Origin of the sequence: Geomonas terrae (genome assembly GCF_004791675.1) — a bacterium.
Lineage (GTDB): Bacteria > Desulfobacterota > Desulfuromonadia > Geobacterales > Geobacteraceae > Geomonas > Geomonas edaphica.
In genome coordinates, this window is sequence record NZ_SRSC01000003.1 from 390,032 (window position 1) to 402,331 (window position 12,300).

Annotated in this window: 12 protein-coding genes and 1 tRNA gene; 9 read left to right on the forward strand and 4 right to left on the reverse strand. The window is 58.8% G+C overall.

Annotated elements, in window-relative coordinates:
• Nucleotides 1-27: 27 nt before the first annotated feature.
• The 4 genes from glnA to gluQRS all read left to right on the forward strand — a co-directional run bounded on the left by glnA (nt 28) and on the right by gluQRS (nt 3,310).
• Nucleotides 28-1,440, forward strand: coding sequence for a type I glutamate--ammonia ligase (gene glnA / locus E4633_RS13515; protein ID WP_135870871.1), 1,413 nt, complete (start codon nt 28-30; stop codon nt 1,438-1,440).
• 166 nt (nt 1,441-1,606) lie between these two features.
• The gene (locus E4633_RS13520; protein WP_135870873.1) at nt 1,607-1,954 is read left to right on the forward strand and encodes a hypothetical protein; all 348 of its coding nucleotides are present in this window, start codon (nt 1,607-1,609) and stop codon (nt 1,952-1,954) included.
• A 66-nt stretch (nt 1,955-2,020) separates the two neighbouring features.
• Entirely contained in the window at nt 2,021-2,332 is a 312-nt protein-coding gene (gene ppnP, locus E4633_RS13525; protein WP_135870875.1) for a pyrimidine/purine nucleoside phosphorylase, read from the forward strand.
• Between the two features lie 51 nt (nt 2,333-2,383).
• Nucleotides 2,384-3,310, forward strand: a complete 927-nt coding sequence (gluQRS, locus tag E4633_RS13530) for a tRNA glutamyl-Q(34) synthetase GluQRS (protein ID WP_135871598.1) — start codon at nt 2,384-2,386, stop codon at nt 3,308-3,310.
• Nucleotides 3,311-3,459: 149 nt separating this feature from the next.
• Here the strand turns inward: gluQRS and E4633_RS13535 are convergent, their stop codons facing one another.
• Genes E4633_RS13535 through E4633_RS13545 form a run of 3 tightly spaced genes read right to left on the reverse strand, consistent with a single transcriptional unit; the run spans nt 3,460 to nt 4,730 of the window.
• On the reverse strand, nt 3,460-3,669 hold the full coding sequence (locus E4633_RS13535) for a hypothetical protein (protein ID WP_135870877.1): 210 nt from the start codon (nt 3,667-3,669) through the stop codon (nt 3,460-3,462).
• The gene (locus E4633_RS13540) at nt 3,666-4,100 is read right to left on the reverse strand and encodes an acyl-CoA thioesterase (protein WP_135870879.1); all 435 of its coding nucleotides are present in this window, start codon (nt 4,098-4,100) and stop codon (nt 3,666-3,668) included. Before E4633_RS13540 ends, E4633_RS13535 begins: the two co-directional genes overlap by 4 nt.
• Before the next feature lie 12 nt (nt 4,101-4,112).
• Nucleotides 4,113-4,730 (reverse strand): hypothetical protein, encoded by a 618-nt coding sequence (locus E4633_RS13545; protein WP_135870881.1) that lies wholly within the window; start codon nt 4,728-4,730, stop codon nt 4,113-4,115.
• 132 nt (nt 4,731-4,862) lie between these two features.
• Between E4633_RS13545 and E4633_RS13550 the strand changes: the two genes are divergently transcribed.
• Nucleotides 4,863-4,937 (forward strand) — tRNA-Gly (locus tag E4633_RS13550).
• A 340-nt stretch (nt 4,938-5,277) separates the two neighbouring features.
• Here E4633_RS13550 and cls read toward each other — a convergent pair.
• A complete protein-coding gene (gene cls, locus E4633_RS13555; protein ID WP_246038117.1) occupies nt 5,278-6,486 on the reverse strand; it encodes a cardiolipin synthase in 1,209 nt (402 codons plus the stop codon).
• A gap of 819 nt (nt 6,487-7,305) precedes the next feature.
• Here cls and E4633_RS13560 point away from each other — a divergent pair.
• From E4633_RS13560 to E4633_RS13575, 4 genes are all read left to right on the forward strand, one after another.
• Complete coding sequence (locus E4633_RS13560) at nt 7,306-8,307, forward strand: CheR family methyltransferase (RefSeq protein ID WP_135870883.1); 1,002 nt, start codon at nt 7,306-7,308, stop codon at nt 8,305-8,307.
• Between the two features lies 1 nt (nt 8,308).
• Entirely contained in the window at nt 8,309-10,957 is a 2,649-nt protein-coding gene (locus tag E4633_RS13565; RefSeq protein ID WP_135870885.1) for an ATP-binding protein, read from the forward strand.
• 60 nt (nt 10,958-11,017) lie between these two features.
• A complete protein-coding gene (locus tag E4633_RS13570; protein WP_135870887.1) occupies nt 11,018-11,425 on the forward strand; it encodes a Fic family protein in 408 nt (135 codons plus the stop codon).
• A 93-nt stretch (nt 11,426-11,518) separates the two neighbouring features.
• Complete coding sequence (locus tag E4633_RS13575) at nt 11,519-12,265, forward strand: SAM-dependent methyltransferase (RefSeq protein WP_135870889.1); 747 nt, start codon at nt 11,519-11,521, stop codon at nt 12,263-12,265.
• Nucleotides 12,266-12,300 lie beyond the last annotated feature (35 nt).

A 12,300-nucleotide genomic window follows, 5' to 3' on the forward strand; every position in this document is an offset into this window, starting at 1 on the left:
TTTACTTAATTTGAAAGGAGACAGTAGATGACACCAAAACAAGTAGTGGAGTTTGCCAAAGAAAACGGCGTGCTGATGGTCGATTTCAAATTCATGGACTTCGTCGGCATCTGGCAGCACTTCACCGTGCCGATGAGCGAGTTCGGCGAGGACACCTTCGAGGAAGGGCAGGGCTTCGACGGCTCCTCCATCCGTGGGTGGCAGCCGATTCACGCTTCCGATATGATCATCCTCCCGGATCCGACCACCGCAAAGATGGACCCGTTCACCGCGGTGCCGACCCTTTCCCTGATCTGTGACATCTTCGATCCGATCACCAAAGAGAGCTACACCCGCGACCCGCGTAACATCGCGAAGAAGGCTGAGAGCTACCTGAAGTCCACAGGCCTCGCCGACACCGCTTACTTCGGACCGGAAGCCGAATTCTTCATCTTCGACGACGTCCGTTACGACTCCACCGCCAACTCCTCCTTCTACGCTGTCGACTCCGTCGAAGGCGCATGGAACTCCGGCCGCGAAGAGTTCCCGAACCTCGGCTACAAGCCGCGCCACAAGGAAGGCTACTTCCCGGTAGCGCCGACCGACTCCCAGAACGACCTCCGTAACGAGATGGTGATGGAGCTCCAGAAGGTCGGCATCCGCGTTGAGTGTCAGCACCACGAGGTCGCCACCGGCGGCCAGGCCGAGATCGACATGCGCTTCTCCTCGCTGGTCGACATGGCTGACCAGCTCCAGTGGTTCAAGTACGTCATCAAGAACGTCGCGAACCGCAACGGCAAGACGGTCACCTTCATGCCGAAGCCGCTCTACGGCGACAACGGCTCCGGTATGCACTGCCACATGTCCCTCTGGAAAGACAGCACCAACCTTTTCGCCGGCGACAAATACGGCGGGCTTTCCCCGATGGCTCTGTACTATATCGGCGGCATCATCAAGCACGCCCGTGCCCTCTGCGCCTTCACCAACCCGACCACCAACTCCTACAAGCGTCTGGTGCCGGGCTTCGAGGCTCCGGTGAACATGGCTTACTCCAGCCGTAACCGTTCCGCTTCGCTGCGCATCCCGATGTTCTCCTCCAACCCGAAGGCGAAGAGGATCGAGTACCGTACTCCAGACCCGTCCTGCAACGGCTACCTTGCCTTTGCCGCACTGCTGATGGCGGGTCTTGATGGCATCGAGAACAAGATCGATCCGGGCCAGCCGCTGGACAAGGACATCTACGGTCTTTCCCCGGAAGAGCTCTCCACCATCCCGTCCGCTCCGGGCAGCCTGGAGGAGGCGCTGAACGCCCTCAAGGAAGACAACGAGTTCCTCTACAAAGGCGACGTCTTCACCCCGGACGTCATCGACAAGTGGATCGAGTACAAAACCGAAGCCGAAGTCAACCCGGTCCGTATGCGTCCGGTACCGCTCGAGTTCGCACTGTACTTCGACATCTAGGCAGATCTGCTCATACGGGCAGCAAAAAGGCGGGGGATTATTTCCCCGCCTTTTTCGCGTCATGGGAGGAGGCCTTTCTCCTTGATGCCATTCGGAAAAACTGCTAACTTCACGCACTGCCGATTTGCCGCTGCGGCGGCAGAGTGCCGTGGCGCTAGGGGGAAGTTTGCAGCAGCATGAGAAGGTGCAAAAGCTGGTCGAGTGGTTCGTGAAGGGGGCGTTGCGGCATGCCGCGGCCATGGAGGCCATGGACGATGATGCGGCTGCCACTGAAGTCGCGGACCTGAACCGCTACTATGCGGCACTCAAGCGCGAGGGAGGAGTGGATGAACTTCTGCTTCGACTCGGCCATCCCGACCCGGCCGTTGCCGGGATGGTAGCCGTCTATGCCATGCGCGAGGCTCCAGGACGTTGCGTGGTGGCCCTTACCGCTATCGCGGCGCTGCCCGGGTTGATCGGTTTCAGGGCACAGGCCGCTCTTGAGCGCTGGGAAAACGGCGACTGGGAGAAATAGCCCCGGCTGGTCCCGATGGACTGCCGTCACTAAATGGAATCAACATAACTAAACTGGAGGTTCTTCGTGTCTGAGTTCAACAATGTAACCGTCGTCAAAGAGGCCAACATCTATTTCAACGGGGCGGTCACCAGCCGTACCGTATTCTTCCAAGACGGGTCCCGCAAGACCCTGGGCATCATGATGCCTGGCGAGTACAGCTTCAACACCGGCTCCGCCGAGGTGATGGAGATCCTGTCGGGTGAGCTGACCGTGCTGCTCCCGGGTTCCCCTGACTGGGCCACCATCAGGGGGGGGGAGGCCTTCGAGGTCCCCGAGAACGCGAGCTTCGAGCTCAAGGTGACCGCCGTCACCGACTACTGCTGCTCCTACCTCTAACATGACGCCCCTTGCCGAGGTTGCTTCTCGGCAAGGGGCACGAGCGTGACCTTGATTTCCCACTCCGAGACAAAAAGCATCGTAGGCCGTTTCGCCCCTTCCCCTACCGGACCGCTGCACGTCGGTTCACTGGTGGCGGCGCTGGGGAGTTACCTGATCGCGAAACGCGCTGGAGGCCTCTGGCTTTTGCGCATGGAGGATCTGGATCTACCGCGCGTGGTCCCGGGTATCGCCGACGACATGATGGCGACGCTTGAGAAGCTGGGCTTTAAGTGGGACGGCGAGGTGCTCTACCAGAGCCGACGCACCGAGCAGTACCGCGCCGCAGCCCGGGAGCTGCAGCAAAAGGGCCTTGCCTACGCCTGCGGCTGTACCAGAAAGGAAATCGCCGAGATCGCCTCCGCACCCCATGAAGGGGAGCTGGTCTATCCTGGGGTGTGCAGGGAAGGATTACCGCCGGAAAAGGTGGAAAGGGCGTTGCGGGTTAAGGTCTACGATGAGGTGATTTCCTTCGAGGACGGTATCGTGGGGCGCTACAGCCAGCATCTCTCCGCGTCCTGCGGCGATTTTGTCATCCATCGGGCCGATGGGCCTTATGCCTACCATCTTGCCGTGGTGGTCGACGACGCCGCCTCCGGGGTGAATCAGGTGGTGCGCGGCTGCGATCTGCTTGCCTCCACGCCGCGCCAGATCTACCTGCAGCGCATCTTCGGATTCCCGACGCCGGATTACTACCATCTGCCGCTGGTGACCGGGCCCGATGGTTCGAAACTAAGCAAGCGCGACAACGCCGTTTCCCTGGCTGCCGGTCGCGATCTCGACCGCGACGGCGGCAGCCTCCTCTGTGCCGCGCTTCGTTTTCTGGGGCAGGCCCCGCCGCCTGAACTGCAGGATGCCCCTCCCGCGGAAGTGCTCGCCTGGGGTGTCGCCCATCTCAATCTAGGTGCCGTTCCCCGCACCCCGGCCCCATTTCTTTAAAGCACTGAGAAGAATTCCGTACAGCTCTCCACGAAGCGCTGCAAGAGCCCTGACGTTCCCCCCTTTGCGAAGGGGGAGCTTGCCCCCCGTAGCGCGTCTTTGCGAAGGGGGGACAGGGGGGATTTGCCTTTGAACCCATGCGACCACATTTACCCCTGATCGAGAAACGGTGAAGCCGGCAGCGATTCCCTCTTCGCCGGAGGACCCTGTTCTCGTCTCTGCAACCCTTCCCTGATCTGGTCCAGCATCTCTCCGCTCATCCCCGGTTCCTTCATCATGTGCCGCACCATCGCCTCGTTCAGCGTCTCGCATCCCGAGAGAAAGAGAAAGCCGAGCAGCAGGAAACTTGAAGGCCTCACGCTTCCTTTCTCCTCTTCTCCACCGCGCGCCACTTCTCAAGCTCCGCCTCCGTTACCGGCTGCCACTGCGGGACCGGAGAGGGATGCCAGTTCTCGTCCACCGCCACCATGGTGAATATGCCGCTCGCCGCGAGACGCTTCTCGCCGTCGGTGACGTTCTCCGCCTCGACCTCGACCTCGACCTCCATCGACGAGCGCCCGACGTGGATGATGGTGGCCCGCGAGTAGATCACCTCGCCCACGTTGATGGGGGTGAGGAAGCTGATGCGCTGCGCGCAAGCGGTCACGACCCTCTTGCGCGCGTATCTCCAGCAGACCACACCGGCCGTCTTGTCCATGATACTCATGATGACCCCGCCGAAGATGTTGCCGTAAGAGTTCGTATCCTTCGGGAGGAGGGTCTCGATCAGTTCCGCCTTCCTGTTATCCATGAAAGCTCCTTTTCATTGCGTCCTGATACCGGCCGCGATGATTCTTTTCAGTTGTGCCGCGTTGGCGCGCTCCATCGCTTTACCCGTAATGCTGCTTATGGTGCGGTTGCGCCTCTCCTCGGTCGGGTAGACGGAGCATTCGATCTCGACGCCGTCGTCCTCGAGGTAGATGTGGGTGTAGTCCCTGATCACGCCCCCCTTCCTGATGGGGACCGTCTCGGTCTGGAAGGCCATCCCGTGCTCCGCAAGCATCTTCTCCACATCCTCGACAGCATCGGCAAAGAGGTGGATGTCGATGTCGCTGCGCTCGGTGACCGCCCCGGAGAGGACCGAGCCTACCAGGTACGGCGAAAAGGGGGCGAAGAACTCCAGGTAGGAGAGGGCGGTGAGCCTCAGGCGCAAAAGCCGTTCCGGAAGCACTTTCTCTTCCCTGGTCGCGATCAAACGGGCGAGTTCGTCGTGAATCTCCGCGTTGGTTGGGAGGTGGGAGCCGAGCGACAGTGCCTTTTCGGGGCCGAACCGTTTCGCCGCCTTGCGTTTCGCGTCGCGATACTCACGGACGCCGTCCTCGTACATGAGCCGCGCCGCCTCGCTGGCGATCATGCTGCGTATCTTGTCGTCCTTTCTCATGATGAGAGTATAGCGGATGACCCGCGATATGATACGACATTTGCGAAGGAGGGGGTATCGGATTTTTTCGTGTCATTAAAAAAAGGGGTTGACTGGGAGTCCTCGGTTTGCTATAAACAGGATCTCTTCTGAGCGGGAATAACTCAGTGGTAGAGTGCAACCTTGCCAAGGTTGAAGTCGCGGGTTCGAACCCCGTTTCCCGCTCCATTTACCTACAAGGAATCCTTACGGATTCTTCTCTTTAAGCCCCGGCTTTCGCATGAACTTTCGCATGCGGCCGGGGCTTTCGCTTATCTGCCGTTTTTGAAGTCCCTCCCGAAGTAGGCGAGGATCTTCAGACGGTCCTGCTCCAACGCTGAACTCTACCTTTTGAGATTCCAGCCCTTCGTCCGGACCGGCGCTAGCAGGACGGGACGCAGATTAGTACGCGCGATTAGCCGCGATCAATGTAAATATACTGTCCTTCACGATTAGCAGTACACGCCGGGCGGCAGTGTCTTGTCAGCGGTAAAGCAACTCTTTCAGCGATGGCAAAGGAGACCGCTTTTTACAGCATATGAGAGAAGAGGTGCGAAAACCACTCCCTTATCCTTGAGCTCCATGGCCTCTTTTCCCATTCTTCATTCTTTATTGGATCGGATTCGGCGAGGTCTTTAGTGAACATATTCTCCATTTTGGCGCCGAAATCTCCGCCTAAAATGACCGTATTTATCTCGAAATTTTGGGAAAAGCTTAAAAAGTCAAGGTTGGTAGATCCGACGGTTGCCCAGACGCCGTCGATAACTGCGGTCTTGGCGTGCAGGATGGCGTTGCGTCGTTGATAAAGTTTGACACCCGACTCCAGCAGCTCGTCATAATAATACCTTCCTGCATATAGCGCCAGATTCTGATCGCTGGTTTTCGGCAGGATGATCCTGACGTCCACCCCGTTTTGGGCGGCATCGCATAGAGCTTTTATCATCTGCCGGTCAGGAACGAAATAAGAGATCGTCAAATGAATCGATTTCTCGGCGAAGGCGACTGCGGACACATACATGATGAAGGTGGTTCTGCCCGCTTCGCCGGGACTGCTCTTTACGACCTGCACCAGGTTGTTGCCGTACTCCTTCTGTACCGGGAAGTAGTCCCTGTCATTCAGAACCGGCCCCTTCTGCATCGTCCATGCATGGAGAAATACCTTCTGTAATTCAGCCACGGCCGGACCTTCTATAAGGATGTCCGTATCGCGCCATGGAATTTTGGTCGTGTCCTCTCCTTCACCGACGAACTTGCTCGAATAGACCTGGCTGATGTTGACCCCACCGGTTATCGCTATCTTGCCGTCCACGACCAGTAGCTTTCGGTGATCCCGCAAAGCCAGCCGCCACTTCTTCGAAGCTTTCAGCGGATTTATCGGATTAAATTCGACGACGTTGACGCCTTTGTCCCGCAACCTTTTGAAAAATGAAGCGGATGTCGACATACTCCCAACGCTGTCGTACATGAGATTCACCCGGACTCCTTCCTGCCGTTTCCAGATGAGCAGATCCGCTAGCTTGTGCCCCGTTTCGTCATCCTTAAAAATGAACGTTTCCATGTTTACCGTGTGCCTTGCGCTCTTTATCGCCTTGAACATGGCAGCAAACGTGGCGGGTCCGTCGACAAGGAGCCTTACTTTGTTCCCCTTGATGAGGGGGCTTCCGCTCACCTCTTCGTTTACCGCGATCTGGCGCTCCAGAACCTCCGTCGGGCCGGCTGATGCTTTCAGACGATCCATGATGGTCCTGCTCTGTTTCGGGGACAACACTCCGGCAATCGACGATATCCGCGGGGGGGTACCGTCAGACTGGACCTTGTCTATGACTTCAGATGCTTTGGGCAGGGTTGCGCACCCGGCAGCTAATCCGAAAGAAACGATCAAAACTAACGATACTGGCAATCGCATATTGGACACCATGATTAAAACAGAACGAAGGTAACCGTTGATTTCGTGCTTTTGTTCCAACTGGTCACAACCAGGCTGACCAGCTTGACTGATACTGGTGTTTGTTGTTTTCTGCTCTTTCAAAGAGAGAGGTGGCGGCCCTCAGAGGGTCTCCGACACAAGGCTCTTCTGCCAATTGTAGGGTGTTTGCGTCAGACGTCCACCATTGTAACAGTTCCAGTGATGCAGGCTATCTCAGGGATGATCCCCGCAACGACGAGTTTGTAGAATGGGACATCGTCGAGCACGCTATCTCATATCAACAGATATGCTGATTAGGCATGACCTTTCGCTACAGACATCCACGATCCTCTTTAAGCCCCGGCTTCTCACGAAGCCGGGGCTTTCGTTTATCTACAAGTCCCACGCCGATCCGTTCATCGCCTCAGTTGCATCCCATTCTCGACGTCCACGCCATAAAAGCACACTATTGTCGCTTTCCCCCGACGAATGTTAAAATCTGAGGGACACCCCCCTCATGATTGGCTCATGACGTATGAACCTGTACTCATAGCGGTGTGGGGGGCGCCTGAAATTCTTTGACGCTGTCTCATTTTAGGTGGTATACAGTTTGCGTCCAAAAAAAACGAACTCCATGCTTCGAAAAGAGCCATGACAAACCGTTCAACCACGCAAAGTTTGGCCAAGGAATCGGCGCCGCCCGTCGCGGAGCGTCTGTCGTCCGAACCATTCGAATCGCGCTGCCTCGCTCGAAACGACCTAAGCCACATCTATTTCGAGGGCGCGGTACGTCCGGCGCGCCCCTGCGGGCGAAAGCGCCCGGTGGTTCAGCCCTCTTCCCGTGTGGGGGAGGGGCACCTTGCGCAGGTGGCTGGTAAACAGCAGGAGCTTGACCTGGAGGCGCCGCCTGATCCTTTTCTCGCATGGCTCTTAGGCCGCTTCGGCCTGGATGCGTCCGCCTACCGGTCGGCGGCACTGACGCGACGGCTGCCATCCTGCCTGCGACAGCTTCACGTGAGTACCGCTGGTGAGGCAAAAGCTGCCCTGGAGTTGCGACCGGAGCTTTTGGGCCCGGTGCTAAACACAGTTCTCATCGGGGTGACTGAATTTTTCCGTGACCGGCAGGTGTTTGAGTATCTCCGAGACGGCCTGCTCCCGCAGTTGTCGGTTTCGACGCGTGGATTGAGGGTGCTCAGCGCCGGTTGCTCCGACGGGCAGGAACTATACTCAGTTGCGATGCTCTTGGAAGGATTGGGCGCCCTGGAGGGGAGCGAGTTAGTGGGAATAGACTGCCGTGCCGCCGCGATCGACCGTGCCAGGGGCGGCTTGTTCGACGCGCGGGAAACGGCAGGCCTCGCGACGCTCTTGTCGTCGGCCCACGCGCGTGCCGGGGTCCCTCCCGCGCTCCGCGAGCGGTGCCGATGGCACGTTGGCGACCTGCTCTCCTGCGACCTGGGCAAAGGGTGGGATATCATCCTTTGTCGCAACGTCGCCATCTACTTGAACGCCGCACACGCGGAACGGCTTTGGGCGAGGTTGACCTCGGCACTTGCGCCGGGCGGTGTCCTCGTGCTCGGGAGGGTCGAAAAGCCGCCCCCCTCGCTGCCTCTGGTCCGAGTGGCAGCGAGCGTATACCGAAGGACGGGAGAGTAGCATGGGGCTAGAATCTAAAGGGACCGGGAGACCTTCTCCTGTTCTCTCTGTTGCCATCTTCCTGGTGGCCGTGGGCGTGATGGCCTACCTAAGGCTGTTCCTGTTTCGCGACACCCTCATCACGCTTACCTACGGTCTGCCTCTTCTCCCGTGTCTCTGGCACCGGGACCTGCGACTCCTCTGGTCCATGGCGGGGGCCTTCACGGTGTTGGCTGCCTTGAAGGCTTTCTGGGTGCTGCCCGACCAGAATCCTGAAGACTTCTACGAAGTGGTGCAGTGGTCTTTCCAGGTCACGAACATCGTCGCCGTCGGGGTCGCCATTCACATGATCATCCGGCTGACGGAGAGGCTCGCAAAGGCGAATCGGGACCTCGCGGCGTCCAACACCGAGCTCGAGCAGCGCGCCGAAGAGGTCGTGCGGCAGAACCGGGAGATCCACGAGCAGGCCGAAGAGTTGACTCAACAGAACGAGGAACTCACCCAGCAAACGGAAGAGTTGACCCAGCAAAGCGAGGAGCTGCAGCACCAGGAAGAGGAACTGAGGCAGCAGGCTGAGGAACTCCAGGCTCAGTCGGAAGAGCTGCGCAGCGCGAACGACGAACTGCAGCAGCGCGAGTCGATGCTTGGGACCATTCTCGCGTCGCTGCGAGGGGGAGGCCGCGGGGAGCGCCTGCTCGACCAGGTGTGCAACTCGCTCCTGTCCCTCCTGGGTGAAACAGCCGGCGGCGCTGCCATAGTGCAGGCTTCGGGGGAGAGTCTGTTGGTGCTGAGTCATGCCGGGTGGGGTGAGTTGACCGAAGCCCAATGGACTTTTGATCGATCCTTTGCGTCGGTGATCATGGAGCGGGACCAGACCGGGTACGTGGACGATCTCGCCGCGCGGCCGGACCTCATAGTCCCGTCGTCTCCCAAGAGGAAATTCCGCTCGATACTGGCAACGCCCCTGCGTGTGGACGGCCGCCCCGTCGGCGCCGTCGAAGCCTACGCGAAGGACCCCCAGCACTGGACGGAAGAGCACTTCCGGATCATCGAATGGGTTGCGGCCCAGTGCACCGTGGTCATCGAACGGACCAGGGCCGAGGAAAGCCTGAGGGATAGCGAGGCGAAGCTGAAGGCCGCCCTGCACAGCATGACCGATGCCGTACTGATCGCCGACGTCGACGGCCGTATCGTGGAGGTCAACGACGCCTTCGCCACCTTCCACCGGTTCGAGAGCAAAGAGGAATGCACGAGGAGGCTTCGGGAGTGCCCTGAGATTCTAGATGTTTTCCTGGGCGACTCACAGGACCCGGCTCCGCCGGAGCAGTTGGCTGTCCCACGTGCCCTTAGAGGTGAGCAGGCCACGAACGCCCTTTACAGCTTGCACCGCAGGGACACCGGGGATACGTGGATGGGTAGCTACAGCTTCGGCCCGATTCTGGACGCTGCCGATGCTGTTGTCGGCTCCGTGGTGGTGGCACGCGATGTAACGGAGCAGATGCGCGCCATACGGGAGAGGCAGCACCTGGAATCCCAACTCTTCCAATCCCAGAAGATGGAGTCCGTGGGGCGCCTCGCCGGAGGGGTCGCCCACGACTTCAACAACATGCTCGTCGTCATACTCGGAAACGCCGAGCTCGCGCTGTCGGATGTCGACCCCGCCAGCTCCATCAGGGAGCGTCTTCAGGAGATCGTAAGGGCCGCCGAGCGCTCCGCCGACATTACCCGCCAGCTTCTCGCCTTTGCCCGGAAGCAGACCATTGCGCCCAAGGTGCTCGACCTGAATGCAACCTTGGAGCCCATGCTCATGATGATCCGTCGGCTCATCGGCGAGGACATTGATCTCGCCTGGAAGCCGGCCCGGGGACTCTGGAGGGTAAAGATCGACCCCGGCCAGCTTGACCAGCTTCTGGCGAACCTCGCCACAAACGCTCGTGATGCTATCGGAGGTGTCGGGAAGGTGGAGATTGAGACCGGCAATGCCTCCATCGATGAAGAGTATTGCGCCGAGCACCCGGAGTTCACCTCCGGGGAGTACGTTACCCTCACGGTGAGTGACGATGGGCGGGGGATCGCCAGGGAGAAGATGTCGAGCATCTTCGAGCCGTTCTACACGACCAAGGATGTGGGGAAGGGCACGGGCCTCGGGCTTGCGACGGTCTTTGGCATCGTCAAACAAAACGGCGGCTTCATCAACGTTTATAGCGAGCCGGGGGAAGGGGCCACCTTCCGGATCTACCTCCCCCGGGCCGAGGATGATGCACCTGAGACGGAGCACAGGGTCGTGGACCCGGGCCGTGGGACTGAGACGGTGCTGATCGTAGAGGACGAGGAGGCAAACCTCCACCTGCTGGAGAACTACCTAAGGAACCTTGGCTACCGCGTACTCGCCGCGGCCACCCCGGGAGAGGCGCTTGCCCTCGCGGAGGGGGAGCCTGTCGAACTCGTCGTCACCGACGTGGTGATGCCGCAGATGAACGGCCGCGACCTGGCTAATCGACTGATCACCTCCCAGCCCGGGCTGAAGTTTATCTTCATGTCAGGTTACACTGCGGATGTCATTGCCCACAGGGGGGTGCTGGACGAGGGGGTGAACTTCGTCCAGAAACCTTATGCCTTGCGAGAACTAGGCGCGAAGATCCGCAGCGTACTGGATAACGGAGGAGACTGAGGCGTCGCCATCAAACTGCCAGACGCCAGTGGGCACGCGCTAAACCAGCATAGGTGTGGTATGACAGGCCGCTACAACACATCGCATCTCCCGGAAGACCAGTATGAGCCTGACTCTGCCCAAGTCAGATATATCCCCGCATTACTGGATGAGTTTGAGCAAAAGCAGTTAAAAACCTACACCCCGTGCAATTGCATAGAATTGGATGAAATTGCCCTTGCTCTTGCAGAAGTGCACGTTGAATTGATGCTGATACATCCTTTCAGGGAAGGGAACGGACGATTAGGGCGCATGCTAGCGACGCTCATGGCATTACAGGCGGGATTGCCAATACTGGATTTTAGTGATTGGGATGGGGAAAAACGGGAGCCTTATTTTGCAGCGGTTCGTGCCGGTTTGGATAGGGATTACATACCAATGCAGATGCTTTTTGCAGGTATTATCGAGACCCCGTCGCAGACTGCTTAGCCTGTAACTCCAGTTTTTCCTGCGACAGGGTAGAGAAAAACACTCTTTCAGCGATTGATTGAACCTACTCGTAACCCATAAAGGAATTCCGAAATGGACATCCCCCGGATCTTCAACATCACCGAAAGTGCTCACCGCATCCATAACCCGTTCACTCCCGAAAAGCTCGCAACTCTCGGTGCGGCACTGCGTATGGAAAAGGGGACTCGGGTGCTCGATCTAGGGAGCGGTTCTGGGGAAATGCTCTGCACCTGGGCCCGCGATTACGGAATCATCGGAACCGGCATCGACATGAGCCAATTATTCAGCGAGCAAGCAAAGCTCCGCGCCGAAGAACTTGGCGTCGCCGAACAAGTCCAGTTCATCCATGGTGATGCTGCCGGCTATGTCTCGGACGACAAGGTCGGTGTGGCGGCCTGTATCGGTGCCACTTGGATCGGTGGTGGAGTCGCCGGCACTATCGAGCTCCTGGCGCAGAGCCTGCGTGCCGGAGGGATCATCCTCATCGGCGAGCCTTACTGGAGACAGTTGCCTCCGACGGAGGATGTTGCCAAGGGGTGTCTTGCCAATTCGATCTCCGATTTCCTCATGCTGCCGGAACTGCTCGCTTCTTTTGGCCGCTTGGGCTATGACGTCGTTGAAATGGTGCTGGCCGATCAGGACGGCTGGGACAGATATGAGGCGGCCAAATGGCTCACCATGCGCCGATGGCTTGAAGCCAATCCAGACGATGAGTTAGCGATAGAGGTCCGTGCGCAACTGACCTCGGAGCCGCAGCGCTACGCCTCAAACACGCGCGAGTACCTGGGCTGGGGCGTATTCGCGTTGATGCCGCGGTAGCTAAAAACGGAATTGCAAAGTTAACCGATTCGGTC